This is a genomic window from Acuticoccus sp. MNP-M23 (genome assembly GCF_031195445.1).
Classification (GTDB): domain Bacteria; phylum Pseudomonadota; class Alphaproteobacteria; order Rhizobiales; family Amorphaceae; genus Acuticoccus.
The window spans coordinates 831617-856821 of the sequence record NZ_CP133480.1 but is presented as its reverse complement, the minus strand read 5'-3'; the positions used below and the strand labels follow the sequence as shown (position 1 = coordinate 856821).

Genomic DNA, 25205 nt, shown 5'->3' with positions numbered 1-25205 from the left:
AGCGGAAGGATGCGCACCGGCCGGAGCCGGTGCGCGAGGTGGGAAGCCTACTTGGAGGCCGCCTCGACATTGTCCTTGTTGTAGACGGTGAACGGCCCCATCAGGACGCGGCGGCCGGCGTCTCGCGTGGGGTCCTTCTCGATGGTGTAGTCGCCCATCCGCCCGGCGGTGAAGCTGTCACCCTCGACGCCTTCCATCTGGTCCGTCGCGATCAGGTAGGAGACGTAGTAGGTGAGGTAGCCAAGGTCGACGAAGTCCCACAGCGCGAACTCGGGCGCGCAGTCGTTCATGGTGTAGCTCACCATTTCGGCCGGAACGCCGAGCCCGGACACCTTCACCTCGTCGCAAAGGCCCTCGTCCTGCATCGCCTTGGCGGCGGCGACGATGCCCACCGACGTCGGCGACATGATGAGGCCGAGGTCGGGGTGCTTGTCGACCAGCGCGAGCGCGCGGCTGTAGCTCTTCTCGGACTGGTCGTCGCCATAGACGGTGTCGACCAGCTCGATGCCGGAATATTTCTCGTCCTTCAGGGCCTCGTTCATGGCGGCGATCCAGGCGTTCTGGTTCGCAGCGTCCGGCGTTGCGGAGAGGACCGCCATCTTGCCTTCGCCGTCCAGAATGGAGAGCGCCATGTCGGCCATCACTGTGCCGATGTCGGAAAAGTCCACCTGCGCCACGAACACCTGTTCGCCCTCAGCCGACCCGATGGGGCTGTCCCACGTGACGACGGTGGTGCCGGCGTCCATCGCGGCCTTGGCGGCGGGGACGATCTGCTCGCCGGCATTGTTGGACAGCATCACCGCGTTCTGCCCCTGCGAGGCGGAGGTGGTCATGATCTCGATCTGGCCGGCGACCGAGTTCTCCGGCGTCGGGCCCGTGTAGAGGAGCTTGCCGGGGTTTTCGAGTTCGGCGTGGGCTTCTTCGGCGCCCTTGTTGGCCTGGTCGAACGGCAGGATGCCGAGGAATTTCGGCAGGAGGACCATGTTGGCCTCCTTGCCTTTCTCGGCCACGACCGTCTGGGCGGTCACTGGAGCGGCCAGAAGAACGGCGGCCACGGTCCCAAGTAATACGGTGCGAATACGGTTTGCGCGTGTCATTTTCTAAATGTTCCCTCCCAATTGCCGGGCCGTTTTCGGCCTCTGTGGTGGTGCAAATTGGTCAGGCCACTTCACAGCGCGGTGCCAGTTGTGTCAACCATGGAATTGGGCGACCGAAATCAGGCCGACGGACCGGGCCGTGACGACGTGCGTAAGTGTGGCCGGCGGTGGCCGATGCTAGCGACTGGCGAAAGTTTAACCTGATGCGCAGGAGCCATCACATGCTGACGCCTCGTCTCTTCGCGATTGTTTGCCTTATGCTGCCGTCCGTCGCCTTCGCGCAGGCGCCCCAAGCGCCCTATTCGGGTCTTCAGGATCGCAGGATCGCCAGCCTTTCAGAGGACGATATCGGCGAGATCCGGCGAGGCGGGGGCTGGGGGCTGGCGCTGCCGGCCGAGCTGAACGGCGTGCCGGGTCCGGCGCATCTTCTGGAAAATGCCGATGCGCTCCAGCTCGGCGCGGAGCAGGTCTCGGAGATCCGCGCAATCTACGAGGAGATGCGCGCCGATGCGATCGCCGCTGGCGAGCGGCTGATTGAAACGGAAGCGGCGCTGACCGATGCGTTCCGTGATGGGACGCCGGATGCGGCGATGCTGTCCAACCTGATCGAAGCTGCGGAAGCCAGTCGCGCTGCGCTCCGCTTCGTCCACCTGTCTCGCCATATTGAAACGCCGGCACTTCTGACCGAGGCGCAGCTCCGCCGCTACGCGGTGCTGCGCGGCTATGCCGAAGACCCATGCGACACGGTACCAGAGGGGCACGACGCGGCGAGGTGGCGGCAGCACAACGGGTGTCAGTGAAGATCCGCCAGGGGGATCGCCGCTTCTGGATGGCGCTCACCCCTGGCAAACTGGCGCGCGGCAATACCGGCGGTTGCTGCGCGGACGAACAATAAGCCGGACTGGGAGAGACGCATGAAACTGACGATCACCGCGTGGTCGTTCACCGAACTCACGCTCCGCGAGGCGTGGGGCGTGACGCAGGCGATCGGGCTTGGCGCAATGGATCTGGGGCTTCTGCATCGCCCGGCGCTGGACCGCGCCGCCATCCTTGCCGACCCGCAAGCAGCCGCCGCCAAAGTACGCGACATCGGGATCAGTGTTTCCAACCTGTACTGGCTGTTCGGCGCTTCGCCGTTCGACAGGGCGGTCAGCGATCCCGCCGCGCTGGACGAGAACCTTGCCGACTTTCGCAAGGTTGTGGCGTTTGCCGCGGCGATCGGCGCGCCGTCGATCTTCGTCCTGCCCGGTGTCGCCCATGCGGGCACGCGGCTTTCCGATGCGTTCGCGGCGTCGGTCCGCGCGCTCGCTGCGCTGAAGCCTGTGGCGGACGAAGCCGGCGTGCTCCTCACGGTGGAGCCGCACGTCGGCGGGCTGATCGCGTGCCCCGAGATGGCCGAGCAGCTGGTGGACGCGGTGCCCGGCCTCAAGCTCACGCTGGACTATGCGCACTTTGTGGCGATGGGTTATCCGCAGGCGGAGATCGACAGGCTGGCGCCGCACGCGGGGCACGTTCACCTCAGGCAGGCCCGCCCCGGCGCGCTTCAGGCCAAGCTCGGGGAAGGGACGCTCGATTTTGTCGCGATGATCGAGACCCTGCGCGCAGCGGGCTACGACGGTTACCTCGCGCTGGAGTACGTCCACCAGGCGTACATGAACACGCTGTCCGACGACGTGCTCACCGAGACGGTGAGCCTGAAACGCCTGATCGAGCCTGCGCTGTGAGTGCGCTACATGGAGCCGAGGAAGCCGCCGTCCACTGCCAGAATGTGCCCGTTGACGTAGGCCGCTGCGGAGCTGGCGAGGAAGATTGCAGCGCCCGCAATATCGGTGGGATCGCCCCAGCGGCCGGCGGGCGTGCGTTTTTTCACCCAGCCATTGAACTCGGGGTCGTCGATCAGCGGCTGGTTCATGTCGGTCGCGAAGAAGCCCGGCGCGATTCCGTTGCAGTTGATGCCCTTGTCGGCCCACTCGGCCGCCATGGCGCGGGTCAGCATCTTGAGGCCACCCTTGGCGGTCGCGTAGGCGGAAACGTTGGGGCGCGTGACCTCGCTGGTCAGCGAGCACATGTTGATGATCTTGCCATGTCCCGCCTTCAGCATCGCAGGCGCGCAGGCCTTGGCAAGGAAGTAGGCGCCATCGAGGTGGATGCCCATGATCCTGTGCCAGTTGTCATCGCCGAACTCGACCAGCGGCTTGCGGATGTTGATGCCGGCGTTGTTGACGAGGATCGACGGGACGTCCCCCTGCGCGGCCAGCGCCGCAACGCCTTTGGCAACTGCGCCCGCATCCGAAACGTCGAACGCTGCGGCAACGGCCGACAGGCCGTCCGCGGTAAAGGTTGCGGCAGTCGCCTCCGCGCCCTGAATGTTGGTGCCATGGATGATGACGCGGGCGCCGGCCTCGGCCAAGCCGCGCGCGATGAAGGAGCCGAGCCCGCGGCTGGAGCCCGTCACCAGGGCAATTTCGTTGTCGAGGCGGAACATGGTGGCGCCGTTCATTGCGCTTTCTCCCTTGCGCCGGAGGCGCTTGTTATCGTTTCGAATAAATCCACCGTTAAGCGGCGGCGCCGGGCCGCACAAGCCGCGCTCCCCTCAAGAAGGTCCTGACCCCGATGAAGATCAAAGCCGTCCGCACCAAGCTGTACGAGTGGACCGGACCCACCGAGGCCCCGTCGCAAAAGCTGTCCAACAATCCGCTCGACATCTTCGAGACCTCGTCCGAAGCCGGCGGCAACACGTTGAAGAGCTTCGCTTTCCACAACTGGCTGATTGTGGAGGTGGAAACCGATAACGGCATCGTCGGCATCGGCAACGCGGCCCTCTCGCCGCAGGTGACGCGCGCGGTGATCGACCATCATTTGCGCGCCATCGTGGTCGGCGAAGACCCGTGGGACATCGAGCGGCTGTGGCAACTGATGTACCGCAAGACCATCGCGTTCGGGCGCAAGGGTGCGGTGCTGGCAGCGATCAGCGCCATCGACATTGCGGTGTGGGATATTCTGGGTCAGGCGGCAGGCCAGCCGGTGTACCGCCTCATCGGCGGCGCGACGCGCGATGCGATCCCGGTTTATGCGTCGAAAATCTACAATCAGCCGCTGGACGCGCTGATTGCCGAGGCGGCGGACTACAAGCGCCAGAATTTCCAGGGCGTGAAAATGCGGCTCGGCTACGGCCCGCGCGACGGGGCAGCGGGGATGGCAAAGAACATCGCCAACATCCGCGCCGTGCGCGAAACCATCGGCGACGAGGTGGATCTGATGGTCGAGGTCTACATGGGGTGGACCTTCAACTACGCCCGGCAGATCCTGCCGCGCCTTGCCGAGTTCAACCTGCGCTGGGTGGAGGAGCCGCTGCTGCCGGACGAGATCGAGGGCTACGCTGAGCTCAACCGCCTCGGCCATGTGCCGATTGCGGGCGGCGAGCACGAACACACGCTGGCCGGCTTCCGCACGCTGGTGGAAAAACGCGCGGTGGACTATCTGCAGTTCGACACCAACCGCGTCGGCGGCATCACGGCTGCGCGCAAGATCGCGACGCTGGCGGAGGCGTTCGGCGTGGAGTTCGTGCCGCACGCGGGGCAGATGCACAATTATCAGGTGGTGATGTCGAGCTATGCGGCGCCGATGGCGGAGTTTTTCCCGCCGTGCCCGATCGAGGTCGGCAACGAGCTGTTCTGGTACATCTTCGACGGTGAGCCGCTGGCCGAAAACGGCACCATCCGGCTTGACCCGAACAAGCCCGGCATGGGGCTCAACTTGAGCGAAAAGCACCTCCACAACTTCCGCATCACGGAAGGCGGCTGAGGTCCGTCAGCGTGGCGGCTCGAAACTGTTGCAGATCTCGATCAGCCGCCGCGCTCCCGCCTCGTGCGAAAATTCGTCGGTCACCGCATTTGCGGCGGCGTTGCCAAGGGCGGTGCGGCGCGGCTCGTCGGTCCACAGCGCGTCCAGTGTCCGGCGAAGGGCAGCCGCATCGCGCAAGGGGGTGAGGATGCCGGTCGTGCCGTCCGCCACATAATCGTCCGCGCCATTGGCGTTTGTGGCAATCACCGCCGCGCCGAACATCATCGCCTCCACAATGGTGACGGTGCCGGCGCCCATGGCCGCGCCATCCAGCGGCACCACATTGATGCGGGCCCGCTGGGCGAGCGCGTGGCACTCCACCAGCGGCAGGCCGGAGCGGACGGTCACGTTATCCGGCAGGTCCAGCCCTTCGGTGGCATGGGGGCCGGCCACAATGGTCGCATTGCCCGGAAAGCCGCGCAGCGCCTCGCACAGCGTCGCATAGTCCCGGTGGTGAGAGCCCATGGCGACGACAAACGGCGCGTCCTCGTCCACCTTCAGGCTGCGCACCTCGCGCCGCACGGTGAACGGCGCAAACGCGAACCGCGTTTCGGGCAGCCCCAGCGCCGTGGCGTAGGCGGGAATTTCGAGGTGAGTGGTCAGGACGAAACGGTCGATCCCGCCAAGGCCGAGTGTCGCCACGCGGCGTTTGATCCGCGAGCCAAGCGCGCCGGTGTTGAAGTAGTAGGCGATCACCGGGACGCGGGACAAGGTAAGGCGCTTCAACAGCCCCACCGCCATGGCAAGCTGCGGAAACACGGTGATGATGCCCACCGGGCCGCGGTGCCGGCGGGCGGCGGCGAGCACGGCGCGTGCCTGCCCGAAATAATCCCCCCACTGGCCGAGCGAGGTCGAGGCGCGCGATCGGTCGTGGTCGTAGGTGGCAGCGACCGTCTCGAAGGTGTGGCCGCAATCCTCGGGCGCAAAGTGCGGCAACCATGTGTGATGGGACTCGCGCGGGTTCGACGGGGCGACGATCCAGTGCATTTCGGTTCCGTTCGGGCGTGGTGGGGCGGCAATGTCGCGGCGCGGAGACTCTAGCGTTCAAAGGCCCGATGGCAAATCGCCCATCGCGGCGGCGGGTCGATCTGACCGTCAGATCTCCATCCGCTCGTGATAACAGCACTGTGCCGGGTTGGCTCGGCCGCCCGAAAGACTGCGCTGGTCTCGCCTGCGAGCTGGCGGCCCCGCCGAAAATCAGGCCGCCCGGTCATCTGACGGCTTATTCCGGGGGGCGCTATGCCGATCCACCCTTGACCACCCGGATTTAAGCTCACTACCGTGCCGCCGCGGGCAATTCGCCTACAGTTTCCGGTTGAAGGTCTGATGAGCACAATTCCCGTTATCATCCATCTGCACGTCCCGAAATGTGCAGGAACTTCAATCAAGTTCAGTTTGAAGGAGCGCATTGGCCTGCGCATGCTCAGCGCAGAGCACAGCGACGAGATGGCCAGGTTCGAGGCGATGCCCGCAAGCGAGCGGGATGCCGCATACGACTGTGTCGCCGGCCACATCGTCTGGGGCATGCATGAAAAGTTCACGCGGCCGGTGATCTACATTTCCGTCGTGCGCGATCCGCTCGAACGGCTGTGCAGTTTCTTCAACTACGTCCACCTCCAGCCAGGTCACCCGGCCCATGAGCGGATCGCCAACACGCTGCCGGATATCAACGCCATCAATCCCCACTGGATCGAGCGCACGCCTGGCTTCCGCGCCCAGTTCACCAATCTCATCTGCCGGCACTTTGCCGGCAAGGAGGTTACGGAAGCCGGATATGATGCGCTGGAAACCCGCCTTCTGGATGATATGAGCGCGGGCCGCTTCGTGACGGGCACGCTGGACGTGGTGGAGACGTGGCTGTCGGAGAACGACGTCGTGATTCCCGGCAAGACGCTGCCACACGTCAACCGCAGCAGCGATTACAAGGCGGACCACCCGTTCGTGAAGGCATCGCCCGAGATGCTGACGCCGCGGACACGCCGCCTGCTCCTGCGCCTCAATGCGCTGGACTACAAGCTGATCGAGACCATCAGCTGGGCCAATTTTGTGGCAGGGCGCGGGCCTCGGCCCGAAGAAGGGTGGCGGCAGGCACAAGCGGCCCGCGCCAAGGCGGCGGAAGGCGAGACCGCCGCCAGAGAGCCCGGCCGGCCTAAGACGACAGCTGCATAAGCGCGTTGGCAAGCACGGTGGCGCCGCGGGCAATTTCGGCATCGCCTGTGAACTCTGCCGGGGCATGGCTGATCCCGTTGCGGCTCGGCACGAAGATGAGCCCGGTGGGGCAGAGCGCCGCCATGGTCTGCGCATCGTGCCCGGCACCGGACGGCAGATGTTGCATCCGGTAGCCGAGGCGCGAGCATTCGGCTGTGAGTAGATCCACGATCGCGGTGTCGAGCCGCACGGGGTCGAGCCAGCTTGCCGTCTCCATTCCGGGCATCACGCCAAGGCTCTCGCCGACATTCGCCACAAGATTTTCAATGCGTTTCATGAGCGCCACCATGACCGGGCGCGCCGTGTCGCGCAGGACGATGGTGAACCGCGCCTCGCCGGCAATGGTGTGAACCGCATTGGGTGACAGCGACACGTGGCCGATGGTGATCCGCGTCTGGTCCGTGCCGTGGCGGCTGGCAAGGTCCGGCAGGGCCGCGCCAATTTCGGCGAGCGCCTGAAAGGCATCGGCGCGCATGGTCATAGGCGTGGTGCCGGAGTGGTTGGCGCGCCCGGTGAGCGTTACGGCCAGAACGCAAACGCCCGAAACACTGCCCGCAATGCCGATTTCGGCGCGGGATTGTTCCAGCACCGGACCCTGCTCGATGTGCAGCTCGATGAAGGCGCGGACCGAGCCGGGCGCTCTCGCCGCACCCGGCACCGCGGCTGGGTCGAGCCCGGCCTGCCGCATCGCGTCGGTCAGCCGCACACCGTCGGCGGCCACTGCGGCGGCGACGAATTCGGCTGTGGCGGTGCCGGTGATCGCCTGCGATCCCAGCATGCCGCCGAAGCGGCCTTCCTCGTCAGCCGTCGCCACCACCTCGATGGCGGTGGCGGGGACGATGCCGCGGTCCTGCATGGTCCGCACAGCCTCCAGCGCGGCAGCGCAGCCGATCACGCCATCGAAGGCCCCGCCGTCCGGTACGGTATCCAGATGCGAGCCGGCCATGATGCACGAGCCGTCCGCCGGGCCATAGCGGCCGAAAAGGTTGCCAGCGCCATCGGTGCTGACGGTCAGCCCGTCCCGTCGCATCTCGTCGGCAAACCACGCGCGGGCGGCCATGTCCGCCTCCGAGAACGCCACCCTGTCGAAGCCGCCCGTCTCAGCGTTGCGGCCGAAGGCGTTGATGCCGCCGATGAGGGCGGCAAGGCGCGCCGGGTCGATGGCGAGGGGGGCACTGGTCATGCTGCGGCCCCGGCGGCGTGGGTGCCGAATTGTCCGGTCCGGTTGTCATCGGCGCCGGTGGTGTGGTTGGCTTGGGCAAACAACGCAGAAGGAGCGAACCCATGGCCCGCATCTTTTCCGCGGTCGTTCTGGCGATTGCGACTGTTGCCGGCGCAATGTTCGCCGGCCCCGCAAGCGCGCAAACGCCGCCCGGCGTTCTCGTGGTCGGCCAGATTGCCGAGCCCAAGTCGCTCGACCCGCACGCCGTCACGGCGGTCAACGACTTTCGGATACTGGTGAACCTCTACGACGGTCTGGTCCGTTTCAAGGACGGGACGCTGGAGGTCGAGCCTGCGCTCAGCGAGAGCTACGACGTCTCGGACGATGGTCTCACCTACACGTTCCAGCTGCGCGATGGCATCACTTTCCACGACGGCACGCCGTTCAATGCCGAGGCTGTGGTGTTCAACTTCGAGCGGATGTTGAACGAAGATCATCCCTTCCACGATACTGGCCCGTTCCCGCTGTCGTTCTTCTTCTCCGCGGTCGACAAGGTCGAGGCGGTGGACGATGCTACCGTCCGCTTCACCTTGAAGGAACCCTACGCCCCGTTCCTGTCGAACCTTGCCTACCCCACGGGCCTCATCGTTTCGCCCGCCGCGGTGGAAGCGGGCGGCGCGGACTTCGGCCGCAATCCCGCCGGCACCGGCGCCTTCAAGTTTGCCGACTGGACGCCCAACCAGCGCGTGGTTCTGGAAAAGAACGCCGACTACTGGGATGGCGCCCCGCCGCTTGAGGCCGTCGTGTTCCGCCCCATCACCGACGCCAACACGCGGCTGGCCGAGATGCTGTCCGGCGGCATCGACGTGATGGTCGAGACCCCGCCTGACGCCGTCGCCCAGTTCCGCGATGACGCGGCCTTCACCGTGTACGAGCAGGCCGGCCCGCACCTGTGGTTCCTCATCTTGAATACGAAGGAAGGCCCGTTCGCCGACAAGCGCATCCGCCAGGCGGCCAACTACGCCATCAACAAGGGTGCGCTGACGAAGGACATCCTTCAGGGCACTGCCGAGGTGGCCGCCGGCCCCACGCCGCCCGCGTTCGCCTGGGCGCATGACGATACGCTGGAGCCGTACCCCTACGATCCCGAAAAGGCCAAGGCGCTGCTGGCGGAGGCGGGTTACGACGGCACCCCCGTCACCTTCTACGTCACCGAGGGCGGCTCCGGGATGCTCGACCCGGTCGCCATGGGCACGGCCATCCAGGCCGACCTCGAAGCCGTCGGCATGAAGACCGAGATCGAGACCTACGAGTGGAACACCTATCTCGGCCTCGTGAACCCCGGCCTCGAAGGCAAGGCCGACATGGCCGAGATGGCGTGGATGACCAACGACCCCGACACGCTCCCCTTCCTCACGCTGCGCTCCGAGGCGCTCCCGTCGGAAGGCGGCTTCAACTCCGGCTACTACTCCAACCCGGAGGTGGACACTCTCCTGGAGGAAGCCCGCCGTGCCACCGATCAGGACGAGCGCGCCACGCTGTATAAAAAGATGCAGGAGATCGTTGCGGACGATGCGCCCTGGGTGTTCGTCGCCAACTGGAAGCAGAACGCCGTCACCAACGACAGGGTGGAGGGCTTCAAGCTCCAGCCGTCCTTCTTCCTGATGCTGCAGGACGTGGCGAAGAATTGAGGCGGGGTGCATGGTGCCGGTGGCCGCCCATCTCCCCCGTCCGGCGCTGAGGCGTGAGAAGCTTCATTGCGGACACGCTGGCGCTGGTGGTGTTCTTCACCATCGTCGGGGCGCTGAACGAGCGCTTCGTCGCGGGGATGGGGTGGGACGAGGTCGCCACCGCACGAATGATCGGCGCGCCCCTGATGGTGCTGACGGCGCGCCCCTACGGCCTGTGGCGGGACTGGTTTGTCGCGCGCACCGCACCACCTTTGCCGCAGTTCGTGGCGGACGCTGTGGCGCTGCTCGTTTTCCAGGTGCCGATCTATGCCGCAATCGTCGCCATGGGCGGGGCGTCCGGCGCCGCCATCCTGCGCGGCTGCCTCGGCTTTGCGGTTCTGATGATGCTGGTCGGCAGGCCCTACGGCATCTGGCTCGATTTCATCCGTGCCCGCTTCGGCCTTGGTGCCGGCGGCATGCGCCCGATGTCGCTCCAGTGATGGCGCATCGCGGCGAGTCGGCTGGGGGGGCGGCATGAGCGCGACAATCCTCAAGCGTTTCCTCGCCGCAATCCCGGTGCTGCTCGGCCTTACCGTGATCGTGTTCGTGATCATGGCGCTGATCCCCGGCGACCCGGCCACCGCCATTCTCGGCTCCTACGCCACGCCGGAAAATGTCGAGCGGCTCAACCGCCAGCTCGGCCTCGACCGGACCTTGCCGGAGCAATACGCCATCTGGCTCGGCAACCTCGCGCAGGGCGACCTCGGCCGCTCCTACGCCCTTAACCGCCCGGTGCTGGACGAGGTGCTGGAGCGCCTTTCCGCAACGCTGCTTCTGGCCGGCACCGCGCTGGTGATCGCGTCGATCCTCGGCCTTCTCGCCGGCATCGTCTCTGCCGTGCGTCAGTACGGCCTCACCGACAAGGTGCTGACATTTCTGGTGCTTGTCGGCATTTCCATGCCGGCCTTCTGGCTGGGGCTTCTCCTCATCCTCGGCTTTGCGGTCACCTGGCGGCTATTTCCGGCAAGCGGCATGGTCGCGATCTATGGCGGCGGCGGACCGGCGGACATTGCCTACCACCTCGTTCTCCCGGCCCTCACGCTTGCGATCGTGGCAACCGGCGTCATTGCGCGCCTCACCCGCACGGCCATGCTGGAGGTGCTGCGGCAGGACTTCATCCGCACGGCGCGCGCCAAGGGGCTGTCCGAGCGCAAGGTCATCTTCAAGCATGCCTTCAAGGCAGCGCTGGTCTCCGTCATTCCGGTCATCGCCATTCAGGCCGGTTTCGTCCTTGGCGGCGCGGTGTACGTGGAAACCGTGTTCCAGTGGCCCGGCATCGGCTCCATGCTGGTCAATGCCATTGCGCAGAGGGACATCCTTCTGGTGCAGGGCGGCGTGCTGGTGGTGGCGGCCGCCTATGTGCTCTTCAATCTCGCCGCGGACGTGGTGCAGATGCTGATCGACCCGAGGCTGCGCTGATGGCCGCCGCCGCAGGGTCCGCCGCCGCTGTCACGCGTCCGGGCGCATGGTCGCTCCTCCTGCGCAACACGCTGGCAACCACCGGGCTTGTCCTTCTGGTGCTCATCGTCGCCATTGCGCTTTTCGCCCCGCTCCTGCCGCTGGCCGATCCCGACGCGACGGCACCCGCGCGGCGCCTGATCCCGCCCTTTACCGATGGCCACCTCTTCGGCACCGATGCGCTGGGGCGGGACATTCTCTCCCGCCTTGTCTGGGGCACGCGGGTCAGCCTCGCGGTCGGTGCATCGGCCACACTGATTGCGGCGCTGGTGGGCTCGGTGATCGGCCTTGTTGCCGGCTATGCCGGCGGCTGGGTCGACAGCATATTGATGCGCGGCATCGATATGGTGCTGGCCTTTCCCTACATCCTCCTGGCGCTTGCCATTGTTGCGGTGCTGGGCCCCGGCCTCATCAATGCGCTCTACGCCATCGCGGTGGTCAACATCCCGTTCTTTGCGCGCAACGTGCGCGGCCTCGCGCTCGGCCTCTCGCGCCGCGAATTCGTGGATGCCGCCCGTCTCTCGGGCCAGAACGACGCGGCAATCCTGTTTCGCGAAGTCCTTCCCAACGTTCTTCCGGTCATCGTCATCACCATGTCGACCACGGTCGGCTGGATGATCCTGGAAACCGCGGGCCTCTCCTTCCTAGGCCTCGGCGCGCAGCCGCCGCAGGCCGATCTCGGCTCCATGCTGGGGGAGGGGCGCAAGGTCCTGTTCAACGCCCCGCACGTTTCGGTGGTGCCGGGGGTGATGATCTTCGTCCTCGTCATGAGCATCAATCTTCTGGGCGACGGGGTGCGCGATGTGCTCGACCCGCGCCTGCGCTCAGGCGCGGTTGCCCGGCCGAGCGCCCGCACCGCGGTGGCTCGCAGCGCTGCACCGCCTGCATCGAGCCACCCCGATGCGGCGCTGGACCTTGCTGGCATGTCCACCGAGTTCCGCCTCGGCGGCGCCACCATCAAGGCCGTCAACGGCATCGACATTCATGTGGGCGAGGGCGAGTGCGTCGGCCTTGTGGGGGAATCGGGGTCCGGCAAGTCGGTGACGGCCATGTCGGTGATGGGGCTGGTGCCCTCGCCGCCGGGGCGGATTTCGGCCGGGGCGGCCTACTTCAAGGGGCGCGATCTGTTCGCGATGCCCACCGGGCTGCTGCGGACCCTGCGCGGCGGGGCGGTCTCCTACGTCTTCCAGGACCCGCTGTCCACGCTGCACCCGCAGTTCACCATCGGCCAGCAGCTGATCGAAGCGATCCGCCTCCACAAGCCGATGGGCCGGAAGGCGGCAGCCGACCGCGCCGCGGAGCTTCTGACGCTGGTGCGGATTTCCAGTCCCGCGCGCCGCCTTGCCGCCTACCCGCACGAACTGTCGGGCGGAATGCGCCAGCGCGTCGGCATTGCGATGGCACTTGCCGGCAGTGCCGAGGTGGTGATCGCAGACGAGCCGACCACCGCGCTCGACGTGACGGTGCAGGCGCAGATCCTGTCGCTCCTCAACCGCCTGCGCCGGGAGCGCACCGTCGGCGTGCTCTTCATCACCCACGACTTTGGCGTGGTTTCCGCGGTCTGCGACCGGGTGGCGGTGATGTACGCCGGCCGCATCGTCGAGACCGGCCCCACCGCCGACATCCTGAAGGCCCCGGCCCACCCCTACACTGCAGCGCTGGTGGCGTGCGTGCCGGTGCTTGGCCAGCCGGACCGGCACCTTGCCACCATTCCGGGCCGTCCGCCCTCGCTGGCGGACCTGCCGCAAGGGTGCGCCTTCGCCGCCCGCTGCCCCCGCGCAAAGGACGATTGCCGCAAGGCGCCGATCGAGATTGCACCCTTCGGCGAAGGCCGTGCCGTGCGCTGCATCCACCCGCTGGAGGCGTCCGATGCCGTCTGACAGTGTGATGCAGATTTCAGACCTGGTGCGCACCTTTGGCGGCGGCCGCCGGCTCTTCGGCGGTTCGGCCCCGGCGGTTCACGCAGTGCGCGGCGTATCGCTTGCCGTCCGAAAGGGCGAAACGCTGGGCGTGGTGGGAGAATCCGGCTGCGGAAAATCAACGCTCGCGCGGATGATGGTGGGCCTTGATGCGCCCACGGCCGGCACCATCCGCATCGAAGGCGAGGGCGGCGCAATCACGCCAGGTGCCCGCCGCGCGGAAACTGCCCGCGTCACCCAATACGTCTTTCAGGACAATTCGGCCGCCCTCAATCCGCGCAAGACCATCCGAGCCGCGCTCGAAATTCCACTGCGTCACCTGACCGCGCTTGGCGCCGAAAAACGCAAGGACCGGCTCGCTGAGCTGATGGCGCTGGTCAATCTCGACCCGTCCTTTCTGGAGCGCTATCCGCATGAGCTTTCCGGCGGGCAGGCGCAGCGGGTGGGCATTGCGCGGGCGCTTGCAGCGGACCCTCAGCTTCTTGTGCTGGATGAGCCGGTTTCAGGGCTGGACGTTTCGATGCAGGCGCAGGTGCTCAACCTTCTGGCGGAGCTGAAGGCGCGGCTCGGTCTCACATTCGTCTTCATCAGCCACGACCTTTCGGTGGTCGAGGCCGTGAGCGACCGCGTTGCGATCCTTTATTTCGGCAAGGTGGCGGAGGTGGGTCCCGTTCGCACGGTGTTTGCCCGCCCGCAGCACCACTACACGGCACTTCTCCTGCGCAGCGTGCCAGCCCCCGGCCGCCCGCTGGACGTTGCCGAAGACGAGGACATGCAGCTCCCCGACCCATACGACCCCCCGCAAGGCTGCGCGTTCGCAGCGCGCTGCCCCGCAGCCGAACCCGTCTGCCAGCGCGAACAGCCCCCCCTCGCAGCGCACGGCGATGACGGCAGCCACACCAGCGCCTGCCACTTCCCCCTCGGTCACCCGTCAAGATAGGGCATCGCCGGCGTCAAGGCCGCGCCCGGAGCCACGCGCAGCCGCAGGCGAGCATGGCGAGGACGTGGCCTTGACGCCGGTGACGCCCGAAAAACGCTCGCATCAGGGGCTCAGGACAGTCGGACGCGCAGCGGCCGGATGCCCTGAATCCCTGCCCGTCGGCGAGATGGGGGAGCGCGAGGGGGAACACCTCGCACCGTTTCAAGTGAGATGCCGGCGCGCAGCGCCGACCTCAATCTGCTGGCTCCGGCCTCAGCCCTGGTTGCCGCCGGCGTAGGTGCCGTGCCAGCCATCCACCATCCGGGTTGCCTCCCTGGCCACCGGCCGGTCGCGCCATGGTGTGGCGGACGCGTCGGAGATGGCGCGTAGTGCCGCGATCCGGGGTCCTGCGGTGCGCCGCAGGAAGTCGTCACGGCCGTCGACGTCGAGAATGTTCATGGCCTCCTTCCAGATGGCACGGCCGCCCAGGAAGCCGGACGCGCCGCCTTCGCACGCGGCGCGCACCTGCATCATGAAATCCTCGAACGGAACACCGCCGGAAAGAACGACCCAGGGAAGGCGGGTTGCGTCGGTCACCGCCTGACAGGCGGCAACCATGTCTTCAAAGGGCGCATCGTCCAGCAGCGGGTATTCGAGCTTGAGGATGTCGGCGTAGGGATCGAAGGTTTTAGCGATCTGGGCAACGAGGCCGGGAAGGGCTTCCTTGAACGCCGGGTCGGTCTTCTTGCCGGACGGGGCGTAGGAGATCGGCTCCAGCACGAGCGCGATGTCGGCATCGCGGCAGGCGTCGGCGACCTTGCCCACGAAATCTTCCTGCGCAGAAGCCGCGGCTTCGGACGGGTGATACTGGACGAGGAGCTTCACGCCGTCGGCGCCCATCCGCTTGACCGCGTCCACCGTCCAGCCCGGTTCCAGCACATTGAGGCGGCCGCCGTCGCTCTTGTCGAAGCCGGAGCGTTCGACGGCCACCACAACGCCGATGGCGCCGGGAATTGCCCCGCTCGCCACAAGCGGGCCAGCGGTGAACAGCGGATCCATCAGGACGGCGGTGGCGTGCCCCGCCATGGCGCGGGCGAGACGCTCCTTCTCGGCAACCACCTGTTCCCAGGTGGCATTGCCGCTGAACATTTCCGCGGTCAGCTGCGCGAAGGAGTTGCGGTGGTCGAGGGCCAGCATGGAGTAGGTGCCGTTGGCAGCGGCCATGGAGTCGAGGCCGCGCAGTTTGCCGAGCGTGAGCATGAAAGGTTCCTTGTTAACAGGGGACTGGGAGGGGAGCTGACCGCCGCCCGGTCTGTGCGCGTGCAAACAGAACGGGGGCGGCGTGGAGGACGGCGTCGCTGCCGAGGATGGCGTGGCGGATCTCCACGCTGGTGCTTGGCACCGGGGCGCGCAGGTGCTGCCGGATGGCCGCAGCGAGGGCATCGCGCGGAAAACCGGGCCGGCCATGGAGGCCGCCGCCAAGCAGGAGCACATGCGGGTCCAGCATGTTGACCGCCGCGGCAAGACCATGGGCGAGGGCACCGACATAGGTCGCAACCCCTTCGGCCGCGGCAGGGTGGGTGAACACGTCCGCCACCGGGACGCCGGCATCGCGGGCAATCGCCTCCAGCGCGTGCCCGGAGGCGTAGGCTTCCAGACAATCGATGTTGCCGCAGATGCAGCGGCGGCCATGGTCGCGGATCGGCAGATGGCCCACCTCCACCGCACCGCCGGATGCGCCGCGATAGGGAACGCCCGCCACCAGCATTGCGCCGCCGATGCCGGTGCCGATGAAGACGCCCAGCATGGAGGCGGCACCGGCGCCTGCGCCGGAAATCCATTCCCCGGTTGCCAGCAGCACCGTGTCCCGGTCGACCACCACCGGCACGCCGAGCTTCTTTGTCAGCTCCTTTGCCACCGCCACACCCTCGAAGCCGGCAAGGTTGGGCGAGGACAGCGCCACGATGCACGCCGCGTCGAACGAGACGGGAAGGCCGACGACGGCGCCGATGAGCGTCTTGCCGTGGGGGACGGCTGCATGGATGATTGCAGCCAGCGAGTCCAGCGGTTCGCCGCCGAGCCGGCTGCTCGAGAAACGGTCCATGTCGCCGGCGCCTTCACGGGTGACGGCGCCCACGCGGGTGGTGGTGCCGCCGACATCCACCGCCACGAGCGTGTCACCGGGGCCGAGGCTGGTGGAGGACGAAACCGGCTCCATCGGCGCTAGAGCAAGCCGCGCCAGCGCCGGGGATCCGGCGCATCGGCGTCCCGGTGCTCGGCGTAGGTGGCAAGGGTCAGGCTGCCGGCCTTCAGCGCCGCAATGCCGCTTGTCCCTTCGGCAATGGCGTCCACCGCAAGTGCGGCGTAGGCGGCGGCGGCGGCGCGGTCGCGCACCGAGGGCGAGCCGCCACGCTGGGCGTGGCCGAGGCGGACCATCCTCAGCCGCGTTGCCACCCCTTCGGCGATGGTGCCGAGCGTCGCCTCCAGACTGGCGACGCCTTCGCTGGCAACGACAAGGGCGTGATCGCCGGCGGCCAGAGCCTCGCCGACCGCGTCAGTCACCTTGCCAAGGTCGGCGTCTTCTTCGGGGATCAGCGTTGCAACGGCGCCTGCAAGCCGGCCGACCGCCGCTGCAATGTGGCCGGTGGGGCCGCCCAGCGTTTCCAGCGCAAAGAAGCGCGGCAGGCTCTCGGCGGTGTCGCGCAGCCTGTCCGCCGCCTCCATGCCGTAGGCAACGGCAGTATCGAAGCCCAGCGAGAGATCCGTGACCGCAACGTCATTGTCGATGGTGCCTGCGATGCCGACCACCGGAATGCCGGCCGCCTCGGCAATCCGCCCCGCGCCGGCCAGCGACCCGTTGCCGCCGAGGATGACGAGGCCACCGATACCGAGCGCGTCGATCGCCCCGGCAATCTCGCCGAGCCGCGCCGGCAGGTCCGGTAGGCGCGAGGTGCCGAGCCACGTGCCGCCCAGCCGGGCAAAGCGTGCGGCCATGGCGGGGTCGATGGGAGCGGCGCTCCGCGCGAGCAGTCCGGCAAAGCCGCCGGGGATGCCGAGGGCTGTCCACCCTCTGGCGGCGGCGGCGCGGTCAAGGCGCCAGACGGCGGCGTTCATGCCGGGGGAATCGCCGCCCGAAGTGAGGATTGCGAGGCGCATCAGCCGCCCATCATCAGGCGGACAATTTCCTCGTCGCTGGTTTCGTCGGGCGTGCGTTCGCCGGCAACCTTGCCGCGCGCCAGCACGATGATCCGGTCTGCCGCCGCAAAGATGTCTGGCAGGTTGTGGCTGATGAGGATGATGCCGACGCCATCGGCCTTCAGCCGCTTGATGAGGGCCATCACCTCACGCTGTTCCGGCACGCCCAGCGCGGCGGTCGGCTCATCCATGATGACAAGCCGCGCCTTCCAGTGGATGGCGCGCGCAATGGCGATGGCCTGCCGCTGGCCGCCCGAGAGGTTGTGCACCGGGAGCGCCGCGTTGGGCACCACAATGCCGAGCCGTTCCAGCACCTTGGCGGCTTCCTCGCGCATTCCCGCACGGTCCACGAACGGGATGCCGGCAATGCGCTTCGTCTTCTCGCGGCCGAGATAGAGGTTGAGGCCGACATCGAGGTTATCGGCGAGTGCAAGGTCCTGATAGATGGTCTCGATGCCCGCATCGCGCACCTCGGCGGGCGGGCGGCCGGAAATCACCTTGCCCTGAAAACGGGCCCTGCCGCCGCTCGGCTCGTAGACGCCGGACAGCATCTTGATGACGGTCGACTTGCCGGCGCCGTTGTCGCCCGCCAGCACCACGCATTCGCTGGGGTAGACGGAGAAGGACACATCGCGCACCGCCTCCACGCCGCCGAACCGCTTGGAGAGGTTTTCTGCAACCAGAATGGGTTCGCTCATGACAGGTGCCCCGTCAGCTTGTCGCGCGACTGGTCGACGAGAACGGCCACGATGATGACGAGGCCGACGGCCACGAACTGCCAGTAGGGCGGCAGGCCCGAGAACACGAGGCCGAACTGGATGGTCGCGATGATGATGGCGCCGATGACGGTCCCGATGATGGTGCCCTGTCCGCCGGTGAGCGATGCGCCACCGATGAACACGGCCGCAACGGCATAAAGCAGGATCGGTTCGCCCGCGTTTGCTGCACCCGCCGAGAAGCGCCCGGTGTAGATGAGCCCGCCCACGCCCGCGGTGAACGCGGAGAGGATAAACAGCATCATCAGGTGCCGCTTGACGTTGATTCCCGCCCGCTCGGCCGATGCGCGATTGGCGCCGATGACGTAGGTGTGGACGCCGAACCTGGTGTGCGCCAGCAGGTAATAGAACGCGATGACGAGCACGATGGCGACGGCGATGGGCATTTCGATGCCGAGGACCTCGCCATTGCCGAAGAAGCGCGCTTCCTCGGAGCGGATGGAGACCGTGGCGCCGCCGGCGACAATCAGCGCCACGCCGCGCGCAACGCCGAACGTGCCCAGCGTGCCGATGAACGATGGCACATTGAGGCTCGCCACCAGCCACCCGTTGACGATGCCGACACCGATGGCGCCGAGAATGCCTGCGCCCATGCCCAGAAACAGCGCGAGAAGGCCGCCGACCATGGGGTCGGTCAGGCGGATGACGAGGGCCATCAGCACGGCGGCAAGGCCGGTGGAGAAGGCGATGGAAAGGTCGATATGCCCGGCGACGACAACCATCGTCAGCCCAAGGGCAAGCACCAGAATCTGGGCGGCGGCGACCCCGATCGCCTGAATGTTGTAGGCGCGGAAGATGAAGGTCGTTCCGACGTTGCGCTGCGCGTAGATCTCGAAAAAGGCAAGGATCAGCGCGAGGAACAGCCAGGACCAGCCGTTGAGAAGAGTTTTGACGATGGATTTGACGGCACTTGGCGAAGCCGAGCCGTCGGAGCGATTGGGGGCTGACATCTGAGCCTTCGCGGAACTGGCAATAAGAGAGACAGCGAACGGGGGCGCGGCGTGCCGCGCCCCCGTTGCCGGCGAAGGGCCGATTATTCGGAGTAGATGAACTTCTTGGTCGCTTCGTCGTCGACATTGTCGGCGTTGATGACCGTGAAGCCGGTGCCGATTGCAGGCGGCACGGACTGGCCCGTCAGGTGGGCATAAGCGGTCATGACGCCGTAATAGCCGATTTCGGCGGGGTGCTGCGCGATGGCAGCATCGACGAGACCGGACGAGATGTTGTCGACAATGGACTGCGGGGCATCGAATGCGATGACCGTGATGTCGCCGGACTTGTCGGCGCCCTGGACGCCGTTGGCAGCGCCGATGGCGGAGAAGAGGTTCGCGCCGAACACGCCCTTGATCTCCTGGTCACGGGCGAAGACGGCGTTGAACTGCGAGGCGGCGAGCGAGGCGTCGTTCTCGTTGTACTGGGTGTCGAGCACGGTCACGTCCGGATAGTTCTCGGCCATCTCGGCCTTGAAGCCTTCTTCGCGCTGGTCGGTCGTCGAGATGCCGGGGCGCACGTTGGAGACGTAGACCGAGCCCTTGCCGCCGATGGCGTCGGCCATGAAGCGGGCTGCCATGCGGCCGCCGCCGACATTGTCGGACGCGATGTAGGAGACCGGGAAGTCGCCGTCGCCGGAGCCGTCCTGATACTTGCCGTCACCGATGAAGGTGTCGACGGTGATGACCGGGATGCCGGCCTCGTCGGCGCGGCGCAGCGGCTCGATGAGCTGCGTGGTGTCCGTCGGCGCAATCAGGATCGCGTCGGGGCCGCGGGCGATCACGGCGTCGAGCACCGGGGTCTGAAGGACGGGATCGAATTCTTCGGCGCCCTGGAAGTCGACGGTGATGCCGAGAGCTTCGGCAGCGGCCTGCGCGCCGCGGTTCATGGTGATGTAGAAGGCGTCCGTCGTCAGGCCGGGCACCAGCGTGATGGTGACGTCCTTGTCCTGCGCGGTTGCAGGGACGGCGAGCGTAAGCGCGCCGAGCGCCGTCATTGCGGCAAGCGTCATCGTCTTGAGCATTCTTGTCTCCTCCTTGGGTGGCCCGCCTTGCCCGCCGCAATCTATTCGCGCGATCAGGATGGTGGTGCCTTGTTTTGTTCGTGAAACCTACGCGCCGGTCATGGCGGTTAGCAAGACGAATCATTGGACTTGTCGGGCAAGGATGACGTTTGCAAGAGTGCAAACAAAACGAGCAGGAGGTGACTTTGGGCGCGGCCGTCACAATAGTATCCGCAGGCGAAATCCTGGCTGAATTCATCGCTGTGGACGCTGCGGGTGTGCCCATCGACGCGTCCGGGCAGGACCCGCAGCTTTACGCCGGACCCTTTCCCAGCGGGGCGCCGGCCATTGCCGCCGACCAGGCCGCCCGGTGCGGCGCCCCCACGCAGATGTTCGGCGCGGTTGGGGATGATCTTTTCGGCCGGGCCATCGTATCGCGGCTGAAAGAGGGCGGCACGGACGTGTCCGGCATCGAGATTGCGCAGGATGCGCCGACCGGCACGGCACACGTCGCCTATCATGGCGACGGGTCCCGCGCGTTCGTGTTCCACATCGAGGGCAGCGCGGCCGAGCGTTGCCTCGTGCCCGCTGTTCCGGCCGGCGCGATCCTGATGGTGTCCGGCTCCACGCTGGGGATTCCCGCCTTGCGCGCCGCGGTGCTGGATGCCGCGGTGCGGGTGCGCAAGGCCGGCGGCCGGATTGCGGTGGACCCCAACGTGCGCGCGGAGCTGATGCGCGAGCCGGGGGCGGCCTCTGCGCTGAACGCCCTTCTTGCGGGGGCCGATTTTGCAACGCCGAGCGAAGAAGACCTTGCCGCACTCATGCCGGGGGCGAGCGTTGCCGAAGCCGCTGCCAGCTTGCGAGAGAGCGGGATCGACACCGTGGCCGTCACCTGCGGCGCGGGCGGCGTGCGCGTGTTTCACCCTGGCGGCGAGCTGGCGCTGGACGGGCACGCGGTGGACGTGGTGGATCCCACCGGGGCGGGCGATGCGTTTGCTGCAACCTTCGTCGCCACGCGTGCAGCCGGGGCGAGCGTTGCGGAGGCGGCGCGGTTCGCCAATGCGGCAGGCGCGCTCGCTGTCACCCGGCTGGGCCCGATGGAGGGCAACAGCAGCCTTGGCAAGATCCGCGCCTTTCTGGGGGACGGCGGCTGAGCCAGAGCTGGCGGAAACACCCGAGTGGACACTCACGGGGCTGGACAGGCTGCACAATCCCGCGGCACCCTTGCTCAGCCGCAACGCGGCGGATAAGGCAGGATCGAAGCGCGCCCGTGGGCAACCGGCGGCGCGGCAGGGAGGACTGATGGCGCGTTTCCGTGTCGCAATCAGCGGCGATTTCATCAACCTGGATGGGTCTCCCGCTTTCTTCGACTTCGACATGTCGTCCCTTCACTCAGACCTGGACATCGACCTTGAGGTGGTGGGTCCCCGCAGCGGCATCATCCCGGCGGGGGCGCTGGAAGGGTTCGACGCGCTGATCCTGATGTCACCGCGTTTCACCGCGCAAAGCGTGCCGGCGGACGGACGGCTGGCGCTGATTGCCCGCTACGGCGTCAGCACCGACAACGTGGACCTCGACGCCTGCACCGAAGCCGGCATTGCCGTATCGATCACGCCGGACGGGGTGCGCCGGCCGGTGGCCGTGTCGATCCTCACCTACATTCTGGCCCTGTCCCAGCGGCTTGGCATCAAGGACCGCATCACCCGCCTTGGCAGCGAAGGGTGGGCGGCGCGGGACCACCACATCGGCACCGGCCTCAAGGGGCGGGTTCTGGGTTCGCTCGGCATCGGCAACGTGGGCGCCGAACTCTACCGCCTGGCCGCGCCCCTGGAGATGGAGCACATCGCCCACGACCCGTTTGCCGACCCCAAGTCCGCAGGCGTATGCGGCGTGCGCCTCGTCGGTCTGGATGAGCTGTTTGCACGCTCGGACTTCCTGTCGGTGAGCTGTCCGCTGACGGACGAAACCCGCCGGATCGTCAACGCCGACAGGCTGGCGCGGATGAAGCCCACGGCGTTCCTCATCAACACCGCGCGCGGCCCCATCGTCGACCAGCGCGCCCTCACCGAAGCGCTGCGCGAGGGCTGGATTGCCGGCGCCGGGCTCGATGTGTTCGACCACGAGCCCACCGCGCCGGACGATCCACTGATGCAGATGGCCAACGTCATCTTGTCGCCCCACTCCATCTGCTGGACCGACCAGTGCTTCGCGGACATTGGCGCCTGCAACATCGACGCCGTGGAAGCCGTGCGGCGCGGCGAAGTTCCACACGGCCTTGCCAACCGCGCGGTGCTGGAAAGCGCGGCGTGGCGTGCGCGGCGTGGCTGACCGTTCACGCCCATGACGCCGGCGCGGCATTTCACCGATGGAGCGACCCCATGACCCACCGCGGCACCCTCATCGGCTGCGGCTTCTTTGCGGAAAACCACATGCACGGCTGGGCCGATGCGGCGGGCGCCGAGATTGTCGCCGTCTGTGATCTGGACCGTGCCAAGGCGGACGCGATGGCGGCGCGGTTCGGCATTCCGGCCGTCTACACCGACGCTGCGCAAATGCTCTCAGCCGAGCAGCCGGACTTCGTGGACGTGGCAACCACCGTCCCCTCCCACCGGCCGCTGGTGGAACTTGCGCTCAGCCACGGCGCGCTCACGGTGTGCCAGAAGCCGTTTGCGGAGACCTACGCGGACGCCAAAGCCATGGTCGATGCCGCGGACGCTGCGGGCAAGCCGCTCATCATCCACGAGAATTTTCGCTGGGAGGCGCCGTTGATGGCGCTGAAGGCGGCGCTGGACAGCGGCGTCATCGGCGCGCCCACCTATGCGCGCCTCTCATTCCGGCATGGCTACGACGTTTATGCCAACCAGCCTTATCTGGCGCAGACGGAGCAGTTTGCGCTGATGGACGTCGGCCTGCACCTCTTCGACACCGCACGCTATCTCCTCGGCGATGTCCGCGACATTCACTGCCGCACCCAGAGCCTGAAACCGGGCATTGCCGGGGAGGACGCCTTTGTCGCCACCCTTCGCCATCAAGGCGGCGTGGTTTCCACCATCGAGTGCTCGTTCTTCTCTAAAATCGTGCCGGACCCGTTCCCGCAGACGCTGGCCTGGATCGAGGGCATGGACGGCACGCTGGAGCTGACCGGCGACTACACGCTCCGCCTCCACAAGGAAGGCGAGCTGACCGCGCGCAACGTGGAGCCCGATACGCCCGCCTGGGGCGGCCGGCCGTGGCACGCAGTGCAGGATTCCGTGGTGGCGTTCCAAGCCCATGTGGTCGACGTGCTGGACGGCCGCGCGGAGCCGCAACCCTCCGGCGCCCACAACCTCGAAACCCTGGCGATGGCGCTGGCGGCCTATCGCTCCGCAGAAACCGGCGCGACGGTGGACCTTGCAGCGTTCATCGCCACCGGTGCGGTGTAGGGCGTTTCCCTTCGGAATATTCCCGCGCAGCACGCCCGGAGCCGCGGCGCAACGGTCCCGCTCCAAGCCGGCGTCAACACCGTGGTCGCCTCGGCGGACGAGACGCTGCGGATGGTTGCCGAGGCGGATGTGCCGGGGGGCCGACAAATTCATCGACGACAAGCTGCGCACTCGCGGGCTCTAATCCCGGATGGGTGCCGTCCGCCCCCCTCAAGAAGAACAACAACGGAGAACCCCGATGGTGCAGCTTTACGATGAAACCCTGACGCGGCGCGACGTGATGGCGCGGGCCGGCGGCCTCTCCGCCTTCGCCGGCGTGCGGTTGATGACCCTGGGTGACGGTGTGGAGCGCGGCATCCGCATGCTGGAATTTCGCACAGGCAGCGGCCTTGTCTTCACCGTGCTGGTGGACCGCGGCTTCGACATTGCCGACTGCAATTATCGCGGCCTTGCGATCGGCTGGCACTCGCCCGCCGGCTTCCGCAACGCCGCGCTCCACGAATATGAGGGGGAGGGCGGCCTTGCCTGGCTGCGCTCCTTCTCCGGCCTCCTCGTCACCTGCGGGCTCGACCACATCCTCTTCATGCACGAGGAGGACGCCAGCCACTTCATCTACGGCCCCCGCAAGACGGTGAAGCACTCGATCCACGGCAGGGTCAGCACCATCCCGGCGCGTCTCTCCGGCTACGGCGAAACGTGGGACGGCGACGAGTGCGTCCTGTGGGCAGAGGGTGAGGTGCGGCAGGCAACCGTGTTCGGCGAGGATCTGACCCTTACCCGCCGGATCGAGATCAACGTCGGCACCAACGAGATCCGCCTGACCGACCGGATAGAGAACCGCGGCTTTTACAAGACGCCGCACATGCTGTGCTACCACATCAATGTCGGGCACCCGGTGCTGGCGGAGGGCTCGCGCTACATCGCCCCGATCGAGGACGTGGTGTGGGCCGCCCACGCCGGCGCGTACGAAAAACAGGGGGTCGGCTATCGCACGCTCCCCGGCCCCAAGCCCGGTTTCCACGAGCAGGTGTGGCAGCACGAGATGGCGGCGACGGATGGCGAGGTGCCGGTTGCGCTGGTCAACGACAAGCTCGGGATCGGCTTTGAGCTGGTCACGCGCAAGGACCAGTTCCCCTGCCAGTTCCAGTGGCAGAATTTTGCAGAAGGCCAGTACACCATGGGGATCGAGCCTGCCACCAATCATATTCTCGGCCACGGCTACGCAGCGGACAAGGGCGAGCTGATCTGGCTCGAGCACGGTGAAAGCCGCCGCTACGACACCGTTATGCGCATCCTCCCCGACACCGATGCCATCGCCGGCGCAGAGGCCCGCATCACCGCCATCGCGGCGCAACCGGCGGAGGACTACCCCGCGCCATCGGGCAACCACCGCCCGATCCGAGGCCGCTGATGAGCGCCTTTGCGGTGACGCGCCCGGACGGGACGCGGGGCGCCCCAGCGAGATTGCGCGAAAGCGGTTCAT

General features: G+C 67.1%; 23 protein-coding genes. 13 read left to right on the top strand and 10 right to left on the bottom strand.

What is annotated here, in order from left to right; translation table 11 throughout:
- Positions 1–47: 47 nt before the first annotated feature.
- A complete protein-coding gene (locus tag RDV64_RS04065) occupies positions 48–1097 on the bottom strand; it encodes a rhamnose ABC transporter substrate-binding protein (protein WP_309198003.1) in 1050 nt (349 codons plus the stop codon).
- Positions 1098–1318: 221 nt separating this feature from the next.
- On the opposite strand from RDV64_RS04065, the gene RDV64_RS04060 reads away from it, so the two are divergent.
- Positions 1319–1897, top strand: coding sequence for a hypothetical protein (locus RDV64_RS04060; RefSeq protein ID WP_309198002.1), 579 nt, complete (start codon positions 1319–1321; stop codon positions 1895–1897).
- 114 nt (positions 1898–2011) lie between these two features.
- Positions 2012–2821, top strand: coding sequence for a sugar phosphate isomerase/epimerase family protein (locus tag RDV64_RS04055; RefSeq protein ID WP_309198001.1), 810 nt, complete (start codon positions 2012–2014; stop codon positions 2819–2821).
- A 5-nt stretch (positions 2822–2826) separates the two neighbouring features.
- On the opposite strand, the gene RDV64_RS04050 is transcribed toward RDV64_RS04055, so the two are convergent.
- Positions 2827–3597: an SDR family oxidoreductase gene (locus tag RDV64_RS04050; protein WP_309198000.1), complete on the bottom strand. Its 771-nt coding sequence runs from the start codon at positions 3595–3597 to the stop codon at positions 2827–2829.
- 113 nt (positions 3598–3710) lie between these two features.
- Here RDV64_RS04050 and RDV64_RS04045 point away from each other — a divergent pair, with 113 nt between their 5' ends.
- Entirely contained in the window at positions 3711–4901 is a 1191-nt protein-coding gene (locus RDV64_RS04045; protein ID WP_309197999.1) for an enolase C-terminal domain-like protein, read from the top strand.
- A gap of 6 nt (positions 4902–4907) precedes the next feature.
- Here RDV64_RS04045 and RDV64_RS04040 read toward each other — a convergent pair whose 3' ends face one another.
- Positions 4908–5927: a glycosyltransferase family 4 protein gene (locus RDV64_RS04040; RefSeq protein ID WP_309197998.1), complete on the bottom strand. Its 1020-nt coding sequence runs from the start codon at positions 5925–5927 to the stop codon at positions 4908–4910.
- A gap of 339 nt (positions 5928–6266) precedes the next feature.
- Here RDV64_RS04040 and RDV64_RS04035 point away from each other — a divergent pair, with 339 nt between their 5' ends.
- On the top strand, positions 6267–7109 hold the full coding sequence (locus RDV64_RS04035; RefSeq protein WP_309197997.1) for a sulfotransferase family 2 domain-containing protein: 843 nt from the start codon (positions 6267–6269) through the stop codon (positions 7107–7109).
- Here the strand turns inward: RDV64_RS04035 and RDV64_RS04030 are convergent.
- On the bottom strand, positions 7090–8331 hold the full coding sequence (locus tag RDV64_RS04030) for a Zn-dependent hydrolase (protein WP_309197996.1): 1242 nt from the start codon (positions 8329–8331) through the stop codon (positions 7090–7092). The two genes, RDV64_RS04035 and RDV64_RS04030, sit on opposite strands and share 20 nt — an antisense overlap.
- A 101-nt stretch (positions 8332–8432) precedes the next feature.
- On the opposite strand from RDV64_RS04030, the gene RDV64_RS04025 reads away from it, so the two are divergent.
- Genes RDV64_RS04025 through RDV64_RS04005 form a run of 5 tightly spaced genes read left to right on the top strand, consistent with a single transcriptional unit; the run spans position 8433 to position 14357 of the window.
- Complete coding sequence (locus tag RDV64_RS04025) at positions 8433–10001, top strand: ABC transporter substrate-binding protein (protein ID WP_309197995.1); 1569 nt, start codon at positions 8433–8435, stop codon at positions 9999–10001.
- 53 nt (positions 10002–10054) lie between these two features.
- Entirely contained in the window at positions 10055–10480 is a 426-nt protein-coding gene (alaE, locus tag RDV64_RS04020; protein ID WP_309197994.1) for an L-alanine exporter AlaE, read from the top strand.
- Between the two features lie 34 nt (positions 10481–10514).
- Complete coding sequence (locus RDV64_RS04015; protein ID WP_309197993.1) at positions 10515–11459, top strand: ABC transporter permease; 945 nt, start codon at positions 10515–10517, stop codon at positions 11457–11459.
- Positions 11459–13378, top strand: a complete 1920-nt coding sequence (locus RDV64_RS04010) for a dipeptide/oligopeptide/nickel ABC transporter permease/ATP-binding protein (protein ID WP_309197992.1) — start codon at positions 11459–11461, stop codon at positions 13376–13378. Before RDV64_RS04015 ends, RDV64_RS04010 begins: the two co-directional genes overlap by 1 nt.
- Positions 13368–14357, top strand: coding sequence for an ABC transporter ATP-binding protein (locus RDV64_RS04005; RefSeq protein WP_309197991.1), 990 nt, complete (start codon positions 13368–13370; stop codon positions 14355–14357). Before RDV64_RS04010 ends, RDV64_RS04005 begins: the two co-directional genes overlap by 11 nt.
- 252 nt (positions 14358–14609) lie before the next feature.
- On the opposite strand, the gene RDV64_RS04000 is transcribed toward RDV64_RS04005, so the two are convergent.
- From RDV64_RS04000 to RDV64_RS03975, 6 genes are all read right to left on the bottom strand, one after another.
- Positions 14610–15596, bottom strand: coding sequence for a tagatose 1,6-diphosphate aldolase (locus tag RDV64_RS04000; RefSeq protein ID WP_309197990.1), 987 nt, complete (start codon positions 15594–15596; stop codon positions 14610–14612).
- 13 nt (positions 15597–15609) lie between these two features.
- Entirely contained in the window at positions 15610–16554 is a 945-nt protein-coding gene (locus tag RDV64_RS03995) for an ROK family protein (RefSeq protein ID WP_309197989.1), read from the bottom strand.
- A gap of 5 nt (positions 16555–16559) precedes the next feature.
- Complete coding sequence (locus RDV64_RS03990) at positions 16560–17492, bottom strand: 6-phosphofructokinase (protein WP_309197988.1); 933 nt, start codon at positions 17490–17492, stop codon at positions 16560–16562.
- A complete protein-coding gene (locus tag RDV64_RS03985) occupies positions 17492–18229 on the bottom strand; it encodes an ATP-binding cassette domain-containing protein (protein WP_309197987.1) in 738 nt (245 codons plus the stop codon). Before RDV64_RS03985 ends, RDV64_RS03990 begins: the two co-directional genes overlap by 1 nt.
- On the bottom strand, positions 18226–19257 hold the full coding sequence (locus tag RDV64_RS03980; RefSeq protein ID WP_309197986.1) for an ABC transporter permease: 1032 nt from the start codon (positions 19255–19257) through the stop codon (positions 18226–18228). Before RDV64_RS03980 ends, RDV64_RS03985 begins: the two co-directional genes overlap by 4 nt.
- Before the next feature lie 83 nt (positions 19258–19340).
- Positions 19341–20321 (bottom strand): ABC transporter substrate-binding protein, encoded by a 981-nt coding sequence (locus RDV64_RS03975; RefSeq protein ID WP_309197985.1) that lies wholly within the window; start codon positions 20319–20321, stop codon positions 19341–19343.
- Positions 20322–20506: 185 nt separating this feature from the next.
- On the opposite strand from RDV64_RS03975, the gene RDV64_RS03970 reads away from it, so the two are divergent.
- From RDV64_RS03970 to RDV64_RS03955, 4 genes are all read left to right on the top strand, one after another.
- The gene (locus tag RDV64_RS03970) at positions 20507–21454 is read left to right on the top strand and encodes a PfkB family carbohydrate kinase (RefSeq protein ID WP_309197984.1); all 948 of its coding nucleotides are present in this window, start codon (positions 20507–20509) and stop codon (positions 21452–21454) included.
- 148 nt (positions 21455–21602) lie between these two features.
- Complete coding sequence (locus RDV64_RS03965) at positions 21603–22628, top strand: NAD(P)-dependent oxidoreductase (RefSeq protein WP_309197983.1); 1026 nt, start codon at positions 21603–21605, stop codon at positions 22626–22628.
- A gap of 50 nt (positions 22629–22678) precedes the next feature.
- Positions 22679–23722, top strand: coding sequence for a Gfo/Idh/MocA family oxidoreductase (locus tag RDV64_RS03960; protein ID WP_309197982.1), 1044 nt, complete (start codon positions 22679–22681; stop codon positions 23720–23722).
- A 238-nt stretch (positions 23723–23960) separates the two neighbouring features.
- Positions 23961–25133 carry an aldose 1-epimerase family protein gene (locus RDV64_RS03955; protein WP_309197981.1) on the top strand — a complete coding sequence of 391 codons (1173 nt, stop codon included), beginning with the start codon at positions 23961–23963 and terminating at the stop codon, positions 25131–25133.
- Positions 25134–25205: the final 72 nt, after the last annotated feature.

What these genes read in the sequence shown, in the direction of transcription:
- RDV64_RS04040 (WP_309197998.1), bottom strand. Translation starts at nt 5,927, where the DNA reads ATGCACTGGATCGTCGCCCCGTCGAACCCGCGCGAGTCCCATCACACA.
- RDV64_RS03990 (WP_309197988.1), bottom strand. Translation starts at nt 17,492, where the DNA reads ATGCGCCTCGCAATCCTCACTTCGGGCGGCGATTCCCCCGGCATGAAC.
- RDV64_RS04050 (WP_309198000.1), bottom strand. Translation starts at nt 3,597, where the DNA reads ATGAACGGCGCCACCATGTTCCGCCTCGACAACGAAATTGCCCTGGTG.
- RDV64_RS04060 (WP_309198002.1), top strand. Translation starts at nt 1,319, where the DNA reads ATGCTGACGCCTCGTCTCTTCGCGATTGTTTGCCTTATGCTGCCGTCC.
- RDV64_RS03985 (WP_309197987.1), bottom strand. Translation starts at nt 18,229, where the DNA reads ATGAGCGAACCCATTCTGGTTGCAGAAAACCTCTCCAAGCGGTTCGGC.
- RDV64_RS03960 (WP_309197982.1), top strand. Translation starts at nt 22,679, where the DNA reads ATGACCCACCGCGGCACCCTCATCGGCTGCGGCTTCTTTGCGGAAAAC.
- RDV64_RS04045 (WP_309197999.1), top strand. Translation starts at nt 3,711, where the DNA reads ATGAAGATCAAAGCCGTCCGCACCAAGCTGTACGAGTGGACCGGACCC.
- RDV64_RS03980 (WP_309197986.1), bottom strand. Translation starts at nt 19,257, where the DNA reads ATGTCAGCCCCCAATCGCTCCGACGGCTCGGCTTCGCCAAGTGCCGTC.
- RDV64_RS04005 (WP_309197991.1), top strand. Translation starts at nt 13,368, where the DNA reads ATGCCGTCTGACAGTGTGATGCAGATTTCAGACCTGGTGCGCACCTTT.
- RDV64_RS04065 (WP_309198003.1), bottom strand. Translation starts at nt 1,097, where the DNA reads ATGACACGCGCAAACCGTATTCGCACCGTATTACTTGGGACCGTGGCC.
- RDV64_RS04010 (WP_309197992.1), top strand. Translation starts at nt 11,459, where the DNA reads ATGGCCGCCGCCGCAGGGTCCGCCGCCGCTGTCACGCGTCCGGGCGCA.
- RDV64_RS04015 (WP_309197993.1), top strand. Translation starts at nt 10,515, where the DNA reads ATGAGCGCGACAATCCTCAAGCGTTTCCTCGCCGCAATCCCGGTGCTG.
- RDV64_RS03975 (WP_309197985.1), bottom strand. Translation starts at nt 20,321, where the DNA reads ATGCTCAAGACGATGACGCTTGCCGCAATGACGGCGCTCGGCGCGCTT.
- RDV64_RS04000 (WP_309197990.1), bottom strand. Translation starts at nt 15,596, where the DNA reads ATGCTCACGCTCGGCAAACTGCGCGGCCTCGACTCCATGGCCGCTGCC.
- RDV64_RS04035 (WP_309197997.1), top strand. Translation starts at nt 6,267, where the DNA reads ATGAGCACAATTCCCGTTATCATCCATCTGCACGTCCCGAAATGTGCA.
- RDV64_RS04025 (WP_309197995.1), top strand. Translation starts at nt 8,433, where the DNA reads ATGGCCCGCATCTTTTCCGCGGTCGTTCTGGCGATTGCGACTGTTGCC.
- RDV64_RS04055 (WP_309198001.1), top strand. Translation starts at nt 2,012, where the DNA reads ATGAAACTGACGATCACCGCGTGGTCGTTCACCGAACTCACGCTCCGC.
- RDV64_RS03955 (WP_309197981.1), top strand. Translation starts at nt 23,961, where the DNA reads ATGGTGCAGCTTTACGATGAAACCCTGACGCGGCGCGACGTGATGGCG.
- RDV64_RS04030 (WP_309197996.1), bottom strand. Translation starts at nt 8,331, where the DNA reads ATGACCAGTGCCCCCCTCGCCATCGACCCGGCGCGCCTTGCCGCCCTC.
- RDV64_RS03965 (WP_309197983.1), top strand. Translation starts at nt 21,603, where the DNA reads ATGGCGCGTTTCCGTGTCGCAATCAGCGGCGATTTCATCAACCTGGAT.
- RDV64_RS03995 (WP_309197989.1), bottom strand. Translation starts at nt 16,554, where the DNA reads ATGGAGCCGGTTTCGTCCTCCACCAGCCTCGGCCCCGGTGACACGCTC.